We start from the raw sequence: 19,898 nt of genomic DNA, 5'->3' as shown, positions 1-19,898 counted from the left end.
CTTACTGGCAGGCTTCACAGTCGGGGTCGAGGATGCTGCACGCCTTGGGCGCACCAGTTCCGGTATCGGCGGCCGACAGGCCCTGATAGCTGCCACCGACGGCACTCAGCTTGTTGGAGCGGCTGCTGTCGTCCATGGTCGATTTCTCGACATGGGTCGCACCCATTGACCGCAGGTAGTAGGTCGTCTTGAGTCCACGCACCCAGGCCAGTTTGTAGAGGTTGTCGAGCTTCTTGCCGGACGGTTCCGACATATAGAGGTTCAGGCTCTGAGCCTGGTCGATCCACTTCTGTCGGCGGCTCGCGGCCTCCACCAGCCAGCGCGGGTCGGTCTCGAATGCGGTGGCGTACAGCGATTTGACCTCATCCGGTATGCGGCTGATCGGCTGCACCGAACCGTCGTAGTACTTGAGGTCGTTGACCATGACCGGATCCCACAGGTCGAGCGCCTTCAGATCGCGCACCAGGTACGGATTGACCACAGTGAACTCGCCCGACAGGTTCGATTTGACGAACAGGTTCTGGTACGTCGGTTCGATCGACTGGCTGACCCCGCAGATGTTCGATATCGTCGCGGTCGGCGCGATGGCCATGGTGTTGGAGTTACGCATGCCGATCGTCATGACCCGCTCGCGCAGCGTTTCCCAATCGAGCGTGCGGCTGTCGTCGACCTGCAGATAGCTGCCACGCTGTTCGGCGAGGTTGCCGAGCGAATCGATCGGCAGTATGCCCTGACTCCAAAGCGAGCCTTCGAAGCTGTTGTAGCGGCCGCGCTCCTCGGCGAGATCGGTCGATGCCTGGATCGCGAAGTACGAAACCGCCTCCATTGAGCGGTCGGCAAAGGTAACGGCCTCGTCGCTCGCGTAGGGCAGACGCAGCTTGTACAGCGCATCCTGGAATCCCATGATGCCCAGTCCGACCGGACGGTGACGCAGGTTCGAGCTGCGCGCCTGCGGTACGCTGTAATAGTTGTACTCGATCACGTTGTCGAGCATGCGCATCGCAGTGCCGATGGTCTTCTGCAGTTTCGCGACATTCAGACCGTTGTCGTCGACGTGCGCGGCGAGGTTCACCGAGCCGAGGTTGCATACCGCGACCTCGTTGTCGTTGGTGTGCAGGGTGATCTCGGTGCACAGGTTCGAGCTGTGCACGACACCTACGTGCTGGTTGGTATAGCGCACGTTGCACGGGTCCTTGAACGCCATCCAGGGATGCCCGGTCTCGAACAACATGCCGAGCATCTTGCGCCACAGATCGTTGGCCTTGAGCGTCTTGGCGACATTCATTTCGCCGCGTTTGGCCTTGTCTTCGTAACGCAGATAGGCCTCTTCGAAAGCGTGACCGGTCAGGTCGTGCAGATCGCCGGCCTCGTCGGGCGAGAACAGGGTCCAGGTGCCTTCTTCGGCGACCCGCTTCATGAACAGGTCGGGTATCCAGTTCGCCGTGTTCATATCGTGCGTGCGGCGGCGGTCGTCACCGGTGTTCTTGCGCAGATCCAGAAATTCCTCGATATCGATGTGCCAGGTCTCGAGGTAGGCGCACACGGCGCCTTTGCGTTTGCCACCCTGGTTCACCGCGACCGCGGTGTCGTTGGCCACCTTGAGGAAGGGGACTACGCCCTGCGATTTGCCGTTCGTGCCCTTGATGTGGGCGCCCATGCCGCGCACCCGCGTCCAGTCGTTGCCCAGGCCACCGGCGAACTTGGACAAAAGGGCGTTGTCCTTGATCGCGCTGTAGATGCCGTCGAGATCGTCCGGTACCGTGGTCAGATAGCAGCTTGAAAGCTGCGGACGCAGCGTTCCCGAGTTGAACAGCGTCGGCGTCGAACTCATGAAATCGAAGCTCGACAGCAGATCATAGAACTCGATCGCGCGCCCCTCGCGGTCGATCTCGTTGATCGCCAGGCCCATCGCGACACGCATGAAGAATGCCTGCGGCAGCTCGAACCGCGTGCCATTGGAGTGGATGAAGTAACGGTCGTACAGCGTCTGCAGGCCGAGATAGGTGAACTGCAGGTCGCGCTCCGGCTTGAGTGCCGCACCGAGGCGCGCCAGGTCGTATTGCGTGAGCCGCTTGTCGAGCAGTTCGAGATCGGATCCACGCTTGATGTAGGTTGCGAAATACTCGGCGTAGCGTTCGCCCATCTCCTGCTGGGTGGCGATCCCGGTATCCATGCCGAGAAATGCGAGGACCTCACGCCGCAGCATGTCGAGCAACAGGCGTGCGGCGGCGTGCGAGTAGTTTGGTTCTTTCTCGATCAGCGTGCGGGCACTCATCACCAATGCCTGCGAGACATCGCGCTCTTTCACGCCGTCGAACAGATTGCGGCAGGTATCGTCGAGGATGGACTCGGACGTCACCGCCTCCAGGCCGGCGCAGGCTTCGGTCACCAGCTTGCGCAGGCGTGCCACGTCGAGCGGGCGAGTGGAGCCGTCGGCGAGCGTGATATTGACCAGGTGTTCTTCTTTCTTGGTCTGTTTCTTCGCGGATTCCTCGGCGCGTTTGCGGGTCTGCTCTTCGCGGTACAGCACGTAGGCGCGCGCCACTTTGTGCTCGCCGGAACGCATCAGTGCCAGTTCCACCTGGTCCTGGATGTCTTCGATATGGATGGTGCCGCCGGCCGGATTGCGGCGCTTGAGCGCGTCCGCGAGCTGGACGGTCAGCTCCTGGACAAGGTCGTGCACGCGTCCCGAGGCGGCGGCATTGCCGCCCTCGACGGCCAGGAAGGCCTTGGTCATCGCGACAGCGATCTTGTTTGCATCGAAACCGGTGACCTTGCCGTTGCGGCGGATCACCCGCAGCCCACCCGGTGCATTGGCGTTGAGTTCCGGCCCGGCTTCTGCGTCTGCGGATTCGCTCGGGCGGGCGGCGATGTTCTCTGTGCCGCCATGCAATGGGGTGACTTCGATGGTCATTAAGACTCCTCCTGGGATGGTGTAGTTGTCGAGCGGGCTGACCGCATTGCGCGATCTGGCGGGGTCGCCGAGGTACTGCCTGACGCCTGCTCGAAACACAATATATACGCTGTCTCTCAAGTGTCAACCACAACATCTTGTGCAAAAATGCTGTGGAAAACCGTGTGGAATCTGTGCAGGAACTGTGGATGGCGGCGTAGGAAGCGACTGTTCCTTCGCTGATTCAGTGACTTACCCGGAGTGGCCGAGGGGGCTTGGCGGATGCCGCCAATTTGCCGACGTTGCGGCGGTCAATGGGTAGGGGTCCGAAGGGCGAGACGGGACTGCCGCCCCAGGCCCCGGTGGTGACCGAACGGCGTGGGATCTCCCGCGTGCCTAGGGCTGGTGGCGCTGCAGGATGCTTTTCAGATAGCTCGCGCCTACCGGACCCATGTGTCGCTCGACGATCTCGCCACCCGGATCGACGATCACGGTGGTCGGCAGTCCTTCGAGCGGCTCGAACGGCACCAGCGGTGTGTTGCCGATCATCAGGATCGGAAAATTGATCCCGAACGGCCGCAGGAACTCGCGGGCCTTGTCGGCCGAAGTCTCCTCGAAGTTGATACCCAGCACCTGAACGTCCGGGTTTTGCCGTTGGAACGCAGACAGCTCAGGCAGCTCGCGCACGCAGGGGCTGCACCAGGATGCCCAGAAGTTGACCACCACCCAGCGACCGCGGAAATCGGCGAGGCTGACCGGATTGCCGTCCAGGTCGTTGAGACTGAAATCCGCCGGATCGGCCTGGGCCTGCAGCCAGAGTGTCATCGTCATGCAGGCGATCAGGAGCAGGCGGTAGGGGCTGTTCATGCAACAGTTAGTCCGGCACGGAGGAAAAAAGTTTTGTCGGTCGATGGTCCCGCATGCCGCGCCCGCGGTGATCGATCGCGCGGCGGTAGCTGTCCACACCCAGGCGTGGATTAAACGTCAGCGCGCAACCGGGAACAAGCCGCCACCATGGGTCCGCGTGTGACCCCGCCATCCCGCACGCAGCGCTGGCGACCGCCCATCGACGCAGCGCCCGGGCTTGGTGCAAAACCCCGGAGAGCACCCAAAGCTGGTGCGTCTATGCCGGTGCAGTCGTGCCGTTCAACGCGTCGCCGTTTTGCCAAGTTCCTATGTTGCAAAGCAAAAATAATTTTGGCATAGCAACTGCAACAGGATAACTGAAATCGCTTCGCGGTGATTTCTCCTAACTCTCTGTCGATATAGCCAGACTTGGCCCATGCCGCCGTCCCAACCTCCTTGGAACGGCGGCTTTTTTATCTTCCCGTCGGAGCCTCACCTGGCGTGGCTGCAGCCGATCTGCGTCGGCTGTCCCCGCCGGCGGTTGCTGCGGACGCCGCGTCTGGGCCTTGCCGCGAGTCACGGCGAGCCGGCATATTCGAGCGCCCGAGACCGATGAGGAATTGCCTGTGATCACAGATGCGGCCGTTGCAGTGCTGGGCGTTGTCGCCTATTCGGGGACCGGCAAGACGACCCTCCTGCAGGGGGTGCTTCCGCTGTTGACCAAACGCGGCATCCGCTGTGCAGTGGTCAAACACTCGCACCATGACTTCGAGATCGATATCCCCGGGAAGGACTCGCACCGGCTGCGCACCGCGGGTGCCCAACAGGTGCTGTTGGCCTCACCCCATCGCCGCTTCTGGGTCGAGGAGGGCGACGGCGTGAGTGAGCCACGGCTGGACGAGCTGATCGCCCGCTTGGATCTTCCCCACCTCGACCTGGTACTCGTCGAAGGGTTTCGCGAGGCGCGCCTGGCGAAGATCGAGGTCTGTCGACCGGCGCTCGGCAATCCGATGTTGTGCCGGCACGACCCGGATGTCATCGCGGTTGCGGCCGACGCCGAAATACAGCCCGCGCTGGCGATCCCGGTGTTGCCGCTGAACCGGCCGGAAGACGTCACGGCCTTCATTGCGGACTGGATGTCGCGGCAGTCTGCGGCATCGACGTAACGCCCCCACCCGCGCTTGACCCGGCGGAAGGTAGGGGATTGACAACCGTCATGGCTGCGGATTCGGCGCCAAGGGGTATGCTGCCGCACCGATTTCCAATGAGGACCGTCCGATGGCCGAACAGATCCGCAGAGTCCCGGTTTGGAGCGGCTGGCTGCGTGTGGCGCATTGGGCGCTGGCCGGCGCCACGCTGCTGATGCTGGTAACGGGCTGGTTGATCGCCAATGCCCCGACGGTCGCTGCCGGGGCCGCCGAGGTGCATTACCTGGGGGCCGCTGTGTTGGTGTTCGGCCTGGCGCTGCGCCTGTTTCTCGGTTTTGCCGGCAAGGGCGCCGAACGGCTGGAGCACCTGGTGCCGAAACCTTCGGAGATGACCGGCCTGCGGAACAGCGCCCTGTTTTATCTGTCGCTCGGTAAGGCCCCGCTGCCCAACTGGTACGCCCACAACCCGCTGTGGAAACCGATCTACCTGGTCTGGTTCGCGCTGCTGGCGTTGTCGGCGCTGACCGGGTGGTTGATGCCGGACACACCGGTCGTCGGGGTTTTCTATCTGCCGCGCGTGCACCAGTGGATGGCGAATGCGGTGTTCGTCGTGACGCTGGCACACGTCTACAGCGTGGTGTTGCAGGATCTGCGAGGTCAGGCAGCCGATACCTCGGCGATGATCAACGGCCACCGCTATTTCCGTGTCGAACGTGAGGGCCTGGTCAAACCCGAGGTGCCGCAGGTGTCGATCAGGATCGACGATCTGAACCGGAAATAGCCATCACCACGGCCAGGGCGTGCGCGTGACCGCCACTGCAACAATAAATGCGAAGCAGGAAATCGCTGCGACGAAGGCGGCGGCGCGCACCCGGTACGTCTTGCCCAGGCGCAGCGCGACGAATCCCAGTGCGATATAGATGAGCAATGCTGCCAGCTTGGCGGCCAGCCAGGGGCTGTTGCCTGGATGGAGATGCAGATCGAACACCATCCATACGCCGCTGAGCAACAGCAGCGTATCGATCAGGTGCGGCCAGCGACGCATCCAGCGATGCGTCAGCATCGACGATCCCGCCAACATCAATCCACCGCGCCATGCGAAGCCTACGATCGACAGCAACGCGCACGTCTGATGGATGACTCGCAGCGTCTGGTGATCGCCCCCGGGGATCGTCACGGGCAGCGTGACGCCGACGCGTGGCGAGGTGCCGTCATTTGCTCGATTTCATCGCCTCACGCAGTGCCGCAGTCACGATCTCCAACACCTGGATGCGCGCGAAACGCTTGTCGTTGCCGGCAATAAGATTCCACGGCGCATGGCTTGCGCTTGTGCGCGCCAGCATTTCGTTGACCGCCTCGCGATACTGGTCCCATTTTTCCCGGTTGCGCCAGTCTTCATCGGTGATCTTGTAGCGTTTGTACGGCGTGTCCTCGCGTGCCTTGAAGCGCGCCAGCTGCTCTTCATTGCTGATCTGCAACCAGAACTTCTGCACGATGATCCCGGCCTCGGTCATCTGTTCCTCGAAGTCGTTGATCTCGAGGTAGGCGCGTGCCCAATTGGCGTGATTGGTGAATCCCTCGACCCGCTCCACCAACACGCGGCCGTACCAGGAGCGGTCGAACACCGTCATTCTTCCGGCGCGCGGTATGTGTCGCCAGAAGCGCCACAGGTAGTGGTGGTCCTTTTCCTCGTCGGTCGGCGCGGCGATCGGGATCACCTCGCGCAACCGCGAATCGACCGCCTGGGTCACCCGGCGTATCGCGCCACCTTTTCCGGCCGCGTCGACGCCCTCGAATACCAGCACAGTCGAGATCTTCTGCGAGTACGCGTGCCACGCCAGCTCGTTGAGTTCGGCCTGCAGTGTACGCAGCTTTGTTCGATAGTCTTCCCGTTCGATCGTCTGAGCGAGATCGATCCGGTCGAGCAGTGAGATGCGTGCCTCCGGTGCGCTGGGCAACATGTCGCCATTGTTGCCGGAGGGGGTGTCCTCGACACGCCGTTCATCGTGCGGCGCCTGGGCGATCGCTTCCTGCATGGCCCGCAACAGGATCCGACCCGTGGTCATGTTGCGGTAACGATGGTCGGTTGCCTCGATGATGTGCCAGGGCGCGCGGCCTATGTCGGTACTGCGCACCACGCGGTCGGCGACCTCCTCGAACCGCTGGTACTGTTCGCTGAACTTCGATTTCTTCGGCAGCATCTTCCAGCGGCTTCGATCGCTGCGCGCCAGGGCCTTCAGCCTGCGACGTTGATCCTTCTCCGAGAAGTGGTACCAGCACTTGACGATCATCGCGCCGTCGTTGATGAGCATGCGTTCGAGTTCGCGGATACCGCGCAGGCACTGATCCAACTTCGCGTCGTTCCAGTTGCCGGTGAATCGCTGTTCGATGGGGTGCAGATACCAGGCGCCGAAGAAAACGCCGATCTCACCGCGACGCGGCATGGCACGCCAGAATCGCCACGCCCGCGGTCTGAGCCTTTCTTCGTCGCTTTCTTCCCAGAAGGCAAAGACGTTCACGCCACGCGCGTCGAGCCATTCGTCGAGCGCGTTGACCACCTCACCCTTACCGGCGCCTTCCATGCCGGCGATGATCAGGTACACGGGTATGTTGCGCTCGCGTAGCGCTATCTGCGCCTCCAGCAATGCGGTGCGCAGATCATCCACCTCGGCCTTGTAGGCCTCCTTGCTGAGGGTGCGGCCAATCTTGGCGGTAGCGAACATGGGATCTCCTTATTTTTTTGGAAGGGCGCCGCTGATGCCGTGTTCAGCGGCAAAGTCGAGCATCCTTTGAATGGACATCACGGCGCGGTTTCGCACGTCTGGGTCGATGCTGATCGTGTTGCTGCCGTCAATCAATACCTGCTCCAGATTCTGCAGTGCGTTCATCGCCATCCAGGGGCAGTGTGCACACGACTCACAGGTGGCACCGGCCCCGGCGGTTGGCGCGGAAAGCAGTTTCTTGTTCGGCGCCATCTGGTGCATCTTCCAAAAGATGCCGTCGTCGGTCGCTACGATGAATTCCTCGTTCGGTAACTGCGCGACTGCCTTGATCAGCGCAGTCGTCGAGCCGACGACATCGGCCAGTTCGAGCACCTCCTGCGGTGATTCAGGGTGGACCAGCACGGCGGCATCCGGGTGCAGTCGCTTGAGGCGTTCCAGCGCGAAGCCCTTGAACTCTTCGTGAACGACGCAGCTACCTTTCCAGATCAGCATGTCTGCGCCGGTCTGCATCTGCACATAGTGCCCGAGGTGCCTGTCCGGTGCCCAGAGGATCTTCTCACCCTGCGCGTGCAGGTGACGGACGATCGGCAATGCGATCCCCGAAGTGACCATCCAGTCCGCGCGCGCTTTCACCGCGGCACTGGTGTTTGCGTAGACCACCACGGTGTGGTCCGGATGGGCGTCGCAAAACGCATTGAACAGATCGGCCGGGCAACCCTCGTCGAGCGAGCAGGTCGCACCGAGGTCGGGCATCAGTACACGCTTCTCCGGATTGAGTATTTTTGCCGTCTCGCCCATGAAACGCACGCCGCAAACCACCAACGTATCGGCGTCGGTCTTCGTACCATAGCGTGCCATCTCCAGCGAATCGGCGACGCAACCGCCGGTTTCCTCGGCGAGTTCCTGTAGGTCGCCATCCACGTAGTAGTGCGCGACCAGCACGGCGTTGTTGGCCTTCAGCAGGTCCTTTATGCGGCCCTTGATGGCGTCCTTCTCTTTTGCAGAGAGGATCGGCCATACAGGATGCTTGGGCACTTCGATGTGCGGCAGCCTGTGGTGCGGATGAATGGGTTGTACGCTCATTTGATGATCTCCACCCGTTTCGGGTGCCGTGCGCGATATTCCCTCGCGGGGCGGTGTTTGCCATTGCGGCGTTGTTTACCGGTTTCCTCGATCAACTCCAACGACAAAATGCGCTTGCGGAAATTGCGCTTGTCGAGCGGTTGGTTCAGTAGCGACTCGTAGACGCATTGCAGCTCGCCGAGCGTGAACGACTCCGGCATGAACTGCAGTGCAATTGTCGAGTAGTCCAGTTTGGCGACCAGCCGGCGGTGGGCCATCGCGATGATCTCGGCGTGATCGAATGCTAGTTGCGGCAGTGCATCGAATGCATGCCAACCCACGGCTGCCGCATCACTGGCGGCGCGTGGTGTCGCGATGGCATCCAAAGGGACCAGCGCGTAGTAGGTCACGCTGATCACCCGTTCGCGGGGATCGCGACCTGTCTTGCCAAAGGTGTAGAGCTGCTCCAGGTACAGCCCGCCGATCCCGGTTTCCTCCTGAAGTTCGCGCGCTGCACAGTTGTCCAGGTCCTCGTCGACGTCGAGGAATCCCCCTGGCAGCGCCCAGCATCCCTGGTAGGGCGGGTTGGCGCGCTTCACCAGCAATATGCTCAGACACCCCTCGCGGATCGTGAATACGACCACGTCGGTGGTTACCGCGGGGTGCGGGTAGGGATAGCTGAAGGTCTGTTCCGGTGCGCGCATCGTTCTAGTAAGTGTGGTCGGTACACTCATGCTAGTGTCTTCGGTACACCAATTCAATATCGATATCCGCGGATCTGGCCGCGTATCGCTTCTTCCCGGTCAAGCTTTAGGTCGCGCGGCCGATCTATGGGAAAGGCCCATTCCATTCGGTAATGCCGTTGGATTCGAACAGCACCACCTACCACGACCTGATCAGTGTGCAGTCCATACCGCCACTGCCGGTGACGGCTGCCGCCTTGCTGAAGCTGGCCGGCGATCCCGACGTCGAGATCGGTGACCTCGCGCGGGCGATCGAGCGTGATCCCGGGTTGACCGCGCGCCTCATAGGGATAGCCAATTCGGTGTTCTACGCACCACGCCGGACGGTGGTCAACGTGCACGACGCGATCGTGCACGTGCTCGGTCTCAATCTGGTGCGCAACATGGCGTTCGGCATGGCGGTGACCGGGGCCTTGTCGACCGATGCCTGCCGACGTTTCGACCTCACCGAATACTGGTTGATCGCCCTGGGGACCGCGGACCTCGCGAGCGGCCTTGCGCGCAGCGCGTCGCCGCCGCGGTCGGCAGACCCCGATGCCACCTATCTGGTCGGCCTGCTGCACAATCTTGGCGAACTGCTGATGGCGCACCTGTGGCCGACCAAGTTCGACGCCGCGCTGCGACTCACCGCCGACGGTACGTCCGGCAGCCTCGAAGAGGCCGAACGCGCCCTGATGGGAATCGACCACTGGGCTGCGGGCGCCTTTCTGGCGCGGCATTGGCAGCTGCCCGCGATCGTCGCCGAGGGCGTGACCCGGCTCGGCGACCCCCTGGCCGCGGCGAGCGATCCGCCGATGGTTCGGATGCTGCGGGCGGCGCGCAAATGGGTGGTGGGCGTTACCGCCGGGCATGTCGAGACGTTACGCGTCGCGGGCGTGGAAGAGGCGCAATGCGAGTACCGCTCGGGCGCCTTTCTCAACCGCTATGATGCGTTGACATCGCTCGCCGGCGCGCTCGGCGCCGCGTGACACGCTGAGCATTCATTCAGCAGGCCAGAGGCGGGCCGCACCGCGCACGCCGCTGCTGTCGCCGTGCATCGGGGGTATCAGCCGGGTGCGGACGACGTCGGAGAACACGTAGCGCACCCATCGTTGCGGCACGCTGTGATACAGCCGGCTGATGTTCGACATGCCGCCGCCCAGCACGATCACGTCCGGATCGAGCAGATTGATGACACTGGCCAGACTGCGCGCCATCCGGTCTACGTAGCGTCGTACACAGTCCAGTGCGCGCGCATCGCCGGCATCCGCGAGGCGGACGATCTCGATCGCCGAGTGCCGTTCGCCACCGTGCTGTGCGAAGTCGAGTGCCATCCCGGGGCCGGACAGAAAGGTCTCGATGCAGCCGTGCTTCCCGCAGTAACAGCGTGGCCCGGGCGTCTCATCGGGATCGGCCCAGGGGAGCGGGTTGTGACCCCACTCGCCGGCAATCGCATTGGGGCCGTTCAACAGTTCGCCGCGCACCACGATCCCGCCACCGGTCCCGGTGCCGACGATCACCCCGAAGACGCAGGATGCATCGACCGCGGCGCCGTCGGCGGCCTCCGACAATGTGAAGCAATCGGCGTCGTTGGCGATACGGATCGGTCTGTCGAGCGCCATCGCGAGATCGTGCTCGATCGGTCGGTCGTTCAGGCAGGTCGAATTCGCGTTGCGCAATCGGCCCGTTTGCGGTGAAGGTGCGCCGGGGGTCCCGACGCCCACGCTGCAGCGTTCACCGCGTGCGACCTCGAGGTCGCGGACCAGGCCGGCGACCGCGTCGATCGTCGCACGGTAATCACCGGCCGGGGTGGCAATCCGCAGGCGCTGACTGATCCGGTCGTCCCGTTCCAGGACGATCCCTTCGATCTTGGTCCCACCGAGGTCGATCCCGATCCGCGGCATGCGGACAGTGGTGTCAGTCGCTGCTGCCGGCGCGTACCGCGGCGGGCGCGGTCTCGTCCAGTACCTCCGGCGGATCGATCGCATCGTCCGGTGTGGCAGAGATCTCCGGGGTCGGGCGGCCCGATGGGTCGGTGAAACGGTCGTTCAGATCCTGGACGTAGTTGTCGGTGTTCTCCAGCACCTGCTGGACACGCCGCCGGTTTCGCCGACCCCAGCCCACCGGTTGGCGGCTGAAGATGCTGTGCCAGGGTTTGGTGTTGAGTCGGAATGCGTCGCGCAGACTGCCGCGCAGACCGATTTTCTGGGCCAGGCGGTCGGCGGTGCCAGACAGCGACTTCGCCGCCAGGTGGCGCACCCCGAAGTGCACCGCCAGCCAGACGAGATAGACCGCCAGGGCGGTGAAATAGAGGCTCATCGGTGACTCGCTGATCTTGTCCCACCAGGCGGCCTTCAGATGCAGGCCATCCCACTGCCCGAGACGCACCGTGGCGAACACGAACCCGCCGATGATCAGCAGCGCGGCGATCAGGTCGCCGATCAGGGTGCGTTTGCGCCACATCGCGATCATCTGCGTGACCGCGGGTACAGCCTTTTCCTCGAAGCTGCGCGCGGTCTTTTCGAGTGACCCGACGATCCGGTAGGCGCGCTCGATCTCGACCTGCTCCATGCGTTCGTGAATCTCGGCGAGGTCGGTGTCGCGCTTGCCGCGGAAACGCCGGCGCAGCGCCTCGTCGGTGATCGGGTTTGCGGCCTCTTCGTTGTAGATCGTGAAAAAGCGACCGGCCGTCAGTCCGCGTTCACCGAGCGCGCGTTGCCAGGCGGCCACCACCTCCTCGGGATTGTCTTCGCGCGCGGTGGTGTCGATCTGGTTGAGGATGTACAGGAACTTGCCAGAGTCGGCCCGGCTGATCGTCTTGCTGACGAGGTGGTCGAGCGTGTCGCGCATGGCGCCGGGTTCCGGGTGGCGGGCATCGAAGAACACCAGCACAAGATCGGAGAGATCGATGATGTGGTCGGTGATCTTCAGCGTCGAGGTGCGCTGTGCATCGGCATCGAATCCCGGGGAGTCGATCAGGATCTTGCCCCGCAGCGCCTGGCTCGGCGTGGTCTTGAGCTGCAGGTAGGCGTCTATCCGCGATCCTTCGCCGGCCGCCACCTTCTCGATCTCGCCGCTGATCTTGTAGAACGGGAAGCGGGGGTCGGAATCGAGCGCGACCCCGGGCAGGGCGTGGGTTGTTGCGTGGCTGCTGAAGCACAACACCGTAAACTTGTCGTCGACCGCCTGGTTGCCGCTGCGCTGCAGTCTGTCGCCGATGTAATGGTTGATAAACGTCGATTTCCCGGCGGAAAAGGTACCGAGCACCGAGATCAGGGGCCACCACGGTATCTGTGTGGCAAACGACTGTTCCGCATCGAACAGTCCCATCTTGTAGGCGACGGTGTCGAGTTCGCGAAAACTCTGCACCGCATTGAGCAGCACCGGGTTCTCCTGCTCGAGGTGGGCTTCGAGGTGTTTAAGACGGGTCTCTATGACTGGCCCAGCGGCGCGCATTGGACGTTGCTCCTCGTATCCTTATGTTTGGCGGTCTCGCGCATGGTACCCCTCGCGGGGTGCGAGGTGTAGGTTGCGGAGCACACAATCCATCGCCTTCCATCTGTCCCTGCAGACACCGCCCGGACGGCCCTTCGCATGCCTCGGAAAGGGTTTTGCTTTATTGCATTCGACGTGTCGGCTGGCAGATAATCGTCCCACTCAGAAACGCTCGCGACAGTCCGCAGAAAGCTGCGAATCGACATGCGAACGAGCGAAATTATCGCGCGTAATCAGGGAGTTGAAGTGGCATGGTCAATGAATCGAATGCCACGCGGCCAGGCCGGCCGGCACGCGCATCCGGGGAGGTCGCTGATTTGTCGTTGAATCCGTCGAATCAGGCACTTCCGCGCACGAATCCTGCTGAAGCGACTTTATGCCGGGCGGTACGGCCGCACCGGCGTTCGAGTTGTCAGACGCTTTAAAAGGCTAGCAAAAAGAATGCGAAAGACCCTGATCGCCACCGTTGCCGCAACGCTCGTCGTCGCGGCTGCATCGAGCACGGCGCGCGACCGCGATGTGCAGGATGTTTTTGTCGTCAAGGAATCGACCGAGATACCCACCGTGGTCGTCAGCGGCAGCGTCGTCCCCTTCAAGGAGGTGACGCTGGCCGCGCAGTTGCCGGGGCGGGTCAAGTTCATCGCCGGCATCGAGGGCGAGGCGTTCGAGGAGGGCACCACGCTGATCGCGCTCGATGAAGACGAGTTGCTGGCCAAGCGCAGTGCGGCCTATGCGCAGTTGGCGTCGGCCGATGCGCAGCTGCGTAACGCCGGGGTACAGTACTCGCGCGAACTCTGGTCGCCTCAGTCGAAGAGTGCCCCTGGCGGGATGGCGATCCCGAACCTGTTCGACCAGATGTTCACCCGGCCGGCCGAGGATTTCATGGGCCAGCGCGATCGCGGTGCCGAACGCAGCGCGGATCTGTATGCGTCGAGCACGCGCATGGAACAGGCACGCAGCGCGATGCTACAGGCGCAATCGGAGATCAGGGCGATCGATGCGAAGTTGCGGGATGCGAAGAGCCTGGCGCCGTTCGACGGGGTGATCGTCGAGAAATTCGTCGAAGAGGGCGATACCGTGCAGCCGGGGCAGCCGATGCTCAAGCTCGCCGACGTGACCTGGCTGCAGATCGAGGTCGATGTGCCGGCGCGCCTCGCACAGGGCCTGCAGCCGATGGGCGTTCTGCAGAATGCGGCCACCTTCGATGATCATCCGGAACCCGTCGCGGTGCGCGTCGCGCAGATCTTCCCGATGGCGGATGTGCAGCGTCACACGATAAAGGTGAAGTTCGACATTCCGCAGGGCGTGTCGAAACCCGGCATGTACGCCAGGGTGCAGATTCCGGACATCACGGGACCGACGAAGCACCAGCTGCCGGTTATACCGAGCACCGCGATCCGTTACCGGGGCAGCCTGCCGGTGGTGTACATCCAGAACGACCAGGGGGAGCCGGAGCTGCGCATGATTCGCCAGGGCAAGCGCCTGGACAACGGCATGACGATGGTCCTGTCCGGCATCGCCCCCGGGGATCGGGTGTATCCCAATCCCGGTCCCGACATCATGAGCAGAAGTCGCGGCGACTGAACGGCAGCGACCCACGGGTTACGGCGGCGTGCGGCAGTGCCGTACTGGCTTGACGGATTGACAGAAACGCATGAGCGACATTGAACAGCGTCCCCCAGCGGGTGGCCCGGAGGCGACCGGCCATCCGGCGAACGGTCTCGGCCTGGCCGGGAACATGGCCCGTTTCTTCATCAACTCGCCGTTGTCGCCGTTGTTGTATCTGGCGATGTTGATGCTCGGCATCCTCGGGCTGCTGGCCACGCCGCGCCAGGAGGATCCGCAGATCTCGGTGCCGATGGTCGATCTGATTGTGCAGTACCCGGGCGCCGAACCCGAGCAGGTCGCCTCCCTCGCGGTCCAGCCCCTAGAACGCATCATGTACGAGATCGAGGGCGTCGACCACGTCTACTCGGCGAGTCAGCGTGGCATGGGTATCGTGACCGTACAGTTCGACGTCGGCGAGGAGATGGAGAACTCGCTGGTCAAGGTCAACGACAAACTTGAATCGAACATGGACCGTATCCCGCCGGGCGTGATGCCGCCGTTGGTGAAGGCGAAGGGCATCGACGACGTCCCGGTAGTCACGCTGACGCTGTGGTCGGAGAAGGACTACAACGGCGACGGCGTGCCGGATGTCGATGACTCGCAGTTGCGGCGTCTGGCGCAATCGGTCATGCAACACATCAAGGAGATACCGGACACCGGCGACAGCTTCGTGGTGGGCGGACGCGCCGAACAGGTGACCGTCGAGGTCTATCCCGAGCGTCTGGCCGGATTTGGCCTCAGCCTGGCACAGGTCGCCCAGGCCATCACCGCGTCCAACGTCGAGCAGCAGATGGGCGACGTGGAGTCGGGCGGCACGCACATGATGGTCGTGTCGGGCGCTTTCCTCGAATCGGTCGAAGACATCAACCGGCTCCAGGTCGGGATCCACAACGGTGCGCCTGTCTATGTGCATGACGTCGCCGATGTGCGACAGGGCCCCGAGGACGCTACACAGACGGTCGCGTACTACACCGGCGCAGCGGCCGAGGATCCCGATCAGGCGATCAGTGTGCCGGCGGTCACCATCGCGGTGGCGAAAAAGAAAGGTACCAACGGGGTGGACGTCGCGGAGGCGATCATCCAGCGGGTCGAGAATCTGCGCGGACGACTGATCCCCAACGACGTACACGTCAGCATCACGCGCAACTACGGAAAGACCGCTGAGGAGAAGGTCAACGAACTGATCTTCAAGCTGTTCGTCGCGACCATGTTCGTATTCCTGCTGGTGTGGATCGCGTTCCGTGCGCTCAAACCCGCGTTCGTCGTGCTGTTCGTCGTGCCGGTCGTGCTGCTGTTCACCATCCTGTGCGCGATGCTGCTGGATTTCACGATCGACCGCGTGTCGCTGTTCGCGTTGATCTTCTCGATCGGCATCCTGGTGGACGACGCAATCGTGGTCGTCGAGAACATCTACCGGCGCTGGCTCGAACAAGGTCAGACCGATATGGCCACGGCGGTCGACGCGGTGCGCGAGGTCGGCAACCCGACCATCCTCGCGACCCTGACGGTCATCGGCGCGCTACTGCCGATGGGAGCGGTCACCGGCATGATGGGGCCCTACATGTTGCCGATCCCGGTGCTGGGTTCGGTCGCGATGGGCATCTCGCTGTTCGCGGCGTTCGTGTTCACCCCGTGGTTCGCTATCCACGGCATGTTCCGGCCGACGATGCACTACCTGGAAAGCGCCGAGGTTCGCGAGCTGAAGGAGGCCGAGTGGCTCGAGAGGCTCTACCGGCGTGTCCTGATGCCGATGATTCTCGACCGCAACAAGGCGCGCCTGTTCAAGCTGGCGATGTGGGGCGCGCTGATCCTGATGTGCTCGTTCTTTTATTTCAAATGGGTGGCGGTGAAGATGCTGCCACTCGACAACAAACCGGAATTTGCTGTCGTGCTCGATATGCCGGAAGGCACGCCACTTGCCGACACGGGCAACATGGCGCACGTGATCGCGGAGCGGCTGCGGCGGATGCCGGAGGTCACGGCGGCACAGATCTATGTCGGAACCGCGCGGCCTTTCGATTTCAACGGCATGGTCCGGCACTACTACCTCCGGCAGCACCCCTGGCAGGCCGAGATCCAGGTGCAGCTCCTCGACAAGACCGAGCGCAAAAGGTCCAGCCACGAGATCGCGGTCGACGCGCGTCAGCAGATCCAGCAACTGGTCGAAGGGACACGCGCGAAGTATTCGGTGGTCGAGATGCCGCCTGGTCCGCCGGTGCTGCAATCCGTGGTCGCCGAAGTGCACGGCCCCGATCCGGAGACCCGTCGACAGGTCGCGCGGGACCTGACCAGCATCTTCAGCCAGACCGAGAGCCTGCGCGACGTCGACAACTACATGCGCGAGCCTTACGAGTATTGGCATTTCGAGGTCGATCAGGAGAAGGCACAGCGGCGCGGTATCTCGGTGGAGAGCATCAACCGCGAGCTGTCGATGGCACTCGGCGGGTATGTCCTCGGCGATGTCAAACAGCGGGCGGGCCACGAGCCGATCAACATCGTGATCCAGGTGCCACTCGCCGAGCGCTCGCAGATCTCCCGCCTGGGCGATATCCTCGTTCAGTCGCCACTCAGCGGCGGCGGTGTGCCGTTGCGCGAGCTCGGCGCGTTCGAGCGGCGCACCGAGGCCGACATCATCTACAACAAAGACCTGAGGCCGGTCGAGTACGTGGTTGCCGACGTCGGAGGTCGCCTCGCGGCGCCGATCTACGGGATGCTGCAGGTGGAGGACAAGCTCGCCGAGTTGGGTTGCCGTACCCCCGACGGGGTCGACCTCTGCGATCATATCTACTATACAGGCCCGCCCCCTGACGACGCCTATTCGGCGATCGAATGGGCGGGCGAATGGACGGTCACCTATGAGACCTTCCGGGATATGGGCATCGCGTTTGGTGCCGCACTGATATTGATCTACATCCTGGTGGTCTGGGAGTTCGGCAACTTCCGGATCCCCGCATTGATCATGGCTCCGATCCCGCTGACCCTGCTCGGGATCATCCCGGCGCACACGCTGTTCTTCCAGATGGGGTGGGGTGGCGAGTTCACCGCAACGTCGATGATCGGCTGGATCGCGCTGGCCGGTATCATCGTGCGCAATTCGATCCTGCTGGTCGACTTTTCGGTCCACCGCATCCAGGAAGGCGATTCGGTGGTCGATGCGGTGATCTCCGCGTGCAAGACGCGGACGCGGCCGATCCTGATCACCGCGCTGGCGCTGGTGTGTGGCTCTTCGGTGATCTTTTTCGACCCGATATTCCAGGGTATGGCGATATCGCTCGCCTCAGGCGTGTTGGTCTCCACGCTGTTGACCCTGGTCGTGATTCCGCTGGGCTGCGTGGCGGCCTCGGATTCGCTTTGCGCCGTGGCCGGCACCAACAAGTGCCGCAAGTTTTCCGAAGGGCAAGGTCCGGAAGGGGGCCCTGGCGGGCCACAGGGTGCCGGTACCAAGGTCGGAGATCCGCTCTGGGTGAAGGCCTGGAGTGGATTCGCCAGCGTGCTGTTCGGCGTGGTCGGGCTGCTCGCGGTGCTGTTTGGCGGACTTGCACGATTGTTGCGCTCCAGGAAAAAGCCGGTGAGCGACAAGGCGGCGAAAGAGGCTATCGTTGCGTCCGAGTCGGCTGCACGACCGCCGGCGGCGCGGGGTGTCGAGGTGCAAACGGGACGCCGGGCGGGTGACTCGGCCGCCGTGCACAGGTCTGGGGAAACCAAGGCGCCAGCCGCAAGGCCTGCTGCCGGCGAGTCCACCGCGACCAAGCGCGCAGCGACCAAATCCGTAGCGACCAAGTCCGTCGAGACCAAATCCGCAGAGACCAAATCCGCAGAGGCCAAGTCCGCAGAGGCCAAGTCCGCAGAGGCCAAGTCCGCAGAGGCCAAATCCGCAAAGGCCAAGTCCGCAGAGACCAAGTCCGCAGAGACCAAGTCCGCAGCCAAGTCCACTGCCGCCAAGTCCGCAGCGACCAGGTCCGCAGTGACCAGGTCCAGAGCCAAACCCGCAGCTGGCAAGGCCAAGGGCACTGAGCCGCCGGCGAAGAAAGCAACTGCGCGGCGTTCCGGCGGTACGCGCGTCGTGCTGAAAAAGCAGCCTCCGGAATCCTCCGGCGCCAACGCCAACGAGCCCCAGGTGGCAAAGCGCCCTTCGCGTGAGTCGGCATCCGGCAAGAAACCTGCGGCGTCACCGGCATCCACTCAGACCGGCATTCCCTCAACTAGAAAAAAAGGTTCCGGAAGGCGGGGTATCCAGTTGAAAAGTCTGGGAAAACCTGACGGAGACGGTCTAAACTAAGAGCAGGCGTGGAGTCTTGCCCGTCGGCGTCGATGTCGTCGCACCAGACGCTGGCGGCAGGAAACGTTGCGGAGGCGACACACCTTGCTCGCGCAGCTACACAGCTTGGCTATCCGATACGCAAGCTCGATGCTCGTAATGCTGGGCCTGGGGGCGGTTTTGCCCGCTGAAGCCGCTTTCGCGAACCATGCGCCACTCACGCACACCGCTTATCGCGGGGTGCAATGGGCGCGCACCGCTCACGCATTCCGTCCCGTTGAGGCCGCACGCATCCTGCGTGGCGCGCCGATGCCGGTCCGGCGCGACAGCGGTGTGGGGCATACGCGGTCCTCGTTGCCGCAGCGGCGCGCCGGTGCACGCAAGGCAGTGCCGATCACGCGGGGACAGGAATTGGGATTGCGTTTTCGACCGGATGAGCGCGAGTCTCCCTATGCGGTTCCCGCACCCTATGCCGGCGATGCGCCGGGCGACGCCGCCGCGCGTGATCTGCAATCGCAGTTTCGGCCGATCGAAAAGAAACACCGCCGTACCTACGAGGAGATGCAGGCCGAAAATGTCCAGCCGGTGCCGATGCCGGCGCCGATATTGCCCTATCCCTCGTTGCCGCCTCCGCCGGCGTTCGTTCCGTTCTGGCCAAACTGAGCAGATTTGGACGCACTGTCGTGCGGCGCCTGCCGAGCAGCGTTGCATTCCCGACTTTGTGGCTGGCAGAGGGCGGGTGACCAAGGTCCTTTCCGCCGAATCGAATATTATAAGTTTCTGAAAAATAAATAGAAATTTATTCCATCCCTGACAATCCACAGACCGCAAACAGTTTCCCCACGGTTTTCCACAGCTTTTATACACAAGATATTGTGGTTGACTCTCCAAGGACAGCGTATATATTGTGCCTCAAGGTCAGATCCGGACATACGTGCGGGTGGGGCGACCTGGAGGGGGTTCTGTGGCGGTGCGGACGCTTGGCTTCGGATTGATGCTCGGGCTGACAAACCTGGCTGCCATCACGCTCGCCCCGCTGTCTTCGGCACAGGCTGCGTATCCGGGATGGTCGAGCTATTCGGCGCCCGCCAATCGACCGCAATTCCGACCCGTGCATCGTTCGGAGAGGACAACAACGGCGCG

General features: G+C 63.0%; 14 protein-coding genes. 6 read left to right on the top strand and 8 right to left on the bottom strand.

The window, feature by feature from the left end; all coding sequences use genetic code 11:
- Position 1: 1 nt before the first annotated feature.
- Positions 2–2,914, bottom strand: a complete 2,913-nt coding sequence (locus H6955_03825; GenBank protein MCP5312658.1) for a ribonucleoside-diphosphate reductase subunit alpha — start codon at positions 2,912–2,914, stop codon at positions 2–4.
- A gap of 375 nt (positions 2,915–3,289) precedes the next feature.
- Positions 3,290–3,760, bottom strand: a complete 471-nt coding sequence (locus H6955_03820; GenBank protein MCP5312657.1) for a TlpA family protein disulfide reductase — start codon at positions 3,758–3,760, stop codon at positions 3,290–3,292.
- A gap of 608 nt (positions 3,761–4,368) precedes the next feature.
- Here H6955_03820 and mobB point away from each other — a divergent pair.
- Both mobB and H6955_03810 read left to right on the top strand, forming a co-directional pair.
- Positions 4,369–4,905, top strand: coding sequence for a molybdopterin-guanine dinucleotide biosynthesis protein B (mobB, locus tag H6955_03815; protein MCP5312656.1), 537 nt, complete (start codon positions 4,369–4,371; stop codon positions 4,903–4,905).
- 112 nt (positions 4,906–5,017) lie between these two features.
- Complete coding sequence (locus H6955_03810; protein MCP5312655.1) at positions 5,018–5,668, top strand: cytochrome b/b6 domain-containing protein; 651 nt, start codon at positions 5,018–5,020, stop codon at positions 5,666–5,668.
- A 3-nt stretch (positions 5,669–5,671) separates the two neighbouring features.
- On the opposite strand, the gene H6955_03805 is transcribed toward H6955_03810, so the two are convergent.
- Genes H6955_03805 through H6955_03790 form a run of 4 tightly spaced genes read right to left on the bottom strand, consistent with a single transcriptional unit; the run spans position 5,672 to position 9,376 of the window.
- Complete coding sequence (locus H6955_03805) at positions 5,672–6,058, bottom strand: SirB2 family protein (protein MCP5312654.1); 387 nt, start codon at positions 6,056–6,058, stop codon at positions 5,672–5,674.
- 40 nt (positions 6,059–6,098) lie between these two features.
- Positions 6,099–7,610: a polyphosphate:AMP phosphotransferase gene (gene pap / locus H6955_03800; protein MCP5312653.1), complete on the bottom strand. Its 1,512-nt coding sequence runs from the start codon at positions 7,608–7,610 to the stop codon at positions 6,099–6,101.
- A gap of 9 nt (positions 7,611–7,619) precedes the next feature.
- Positions 7,620–8,693, bottom strand: a complete 1,074-nt coding sequence (gene nadA, locus H6955_03795) for a quinolinate synthase NadA (GenBank protein MCP5312652.1) — start codon at positions 8,691–8,693, stop codon at positions 7,620–7,622.
- On the bottom strand, positions 8,690–9,376 hold the full coding sequence (locus H6955_03790; GenBank protein ID MCP5312651.1) for an NUDIX hydrolase: 687 nt from the start codon (positions 9,374–9,376) through the stop codon (positions 8,690–8,692). The genes nadA and H6955_03790 overlap by 4 nt, the downstream gene beginning before the upstream one ends.
- A 158-nt stretch (positions 9,377–9,534) precedes the next feature.
- On the opposite strand from H6955_03790, the gene H6955_03785 reads away from it, so the two are divergent.
- Entirely contained in the window at positions 9,535–10,383 is an 849-nt protein-coding gene (locus H6955_03785; GenBank protein MCP5312650.1) for an HDOD domain-containing protein, read from the top strand.
- A gap of 12 nt (positions 10,384–10,395) precedes the next feature.
- Here the strand turns inward: H6955_03785 and H6955_03780 are convergent, their stop codons facing one another.
- Together H6955_03780 and H6955_03775 are read right to left on the bottom strand one after the other, a co-directional pair.
- Complete coding sequence (locus tag H6955_03780) at positions 10,396–11,298, bottom strand: ROK family protein (protein ID MCP5312649.1); 903 nt, start codon at positions 11,296–11,298, stop codon at positions 10,396–10,398.
- Positions 11,299–11,311: 13 nt separating this feature from the next.
- Positions 11,312–12,850 carry a dynamin family protein gene (locus H6955_03775; GenBank protein MCP5312648.1) on the bottom strand — a complete coding sequence of 513 codons (1,539 nt, stop codon included), beginning with the start codon at positions 12,848–12,850 and terminating at the stop codon, positions 11,312–11,314.
- A gap of 480 nt (positions 12,851–13,330) precedes the next feature.
- Here H6955_03775 and H6955_03770 point away from each other — a divergent pair, with 480 nt between their 5' ends.
- The 3 genes from H6955_03770 (at position 13,331) to H6955_03760 (ending at position 19,418) form a co-directional block, all read left to right on the top strand.
- Positions 13,331–14,473 (top strand): efflux RND transporter periplasmic adaptor subunit, encoded by a 1,143-nt coding sequence (locus tag H6955_03770; protein ID MCP5312647.1) that lies wholly within the window; start codon positions 13,331–13,333, stop codon positions 14,471–14,473.
- 70 nt (positions 14,474–14,543) lie between these two features.
- A complete protein-coding gene (locus tag H6955_03765; protein ID MCP5312646.1) occupies positions 14,544–18,776 on the top strand; it encodes an efflux RND transporter permease subunit in 4,233 nt (1,410 codons plus the stop codon).
- A 129-nt stretch (positions 18,777–18,905) separates the two neighbouring features.
- Positions 18,906–19,418, top strand: a complete 513-nt coding sequence (locus H6955_03760) for a hypothetical protein (GenBank protein ID MCP5312645.1) — start codon at positions 18,906–18,908, stop codon at positions 19,416–19,418.
- Positions 19,419–19,898: the final 480 nt, after the last annotated feature.

The organism is Chromatiaceae bacterium (assembly GCA_024235395.1).
In the GTDB taxonomy this organism is placed as follows: Bacteria; Pseudomonadota; Gammaproteobacteria; order Chromatiales; family Chromatiaceae; genus Thiosocius.
The sequence above is the reverse complement of the archived record's forward strand: the minus strand, read 5'-3'. Positions and strand labels throughout refer to the sequence as shown.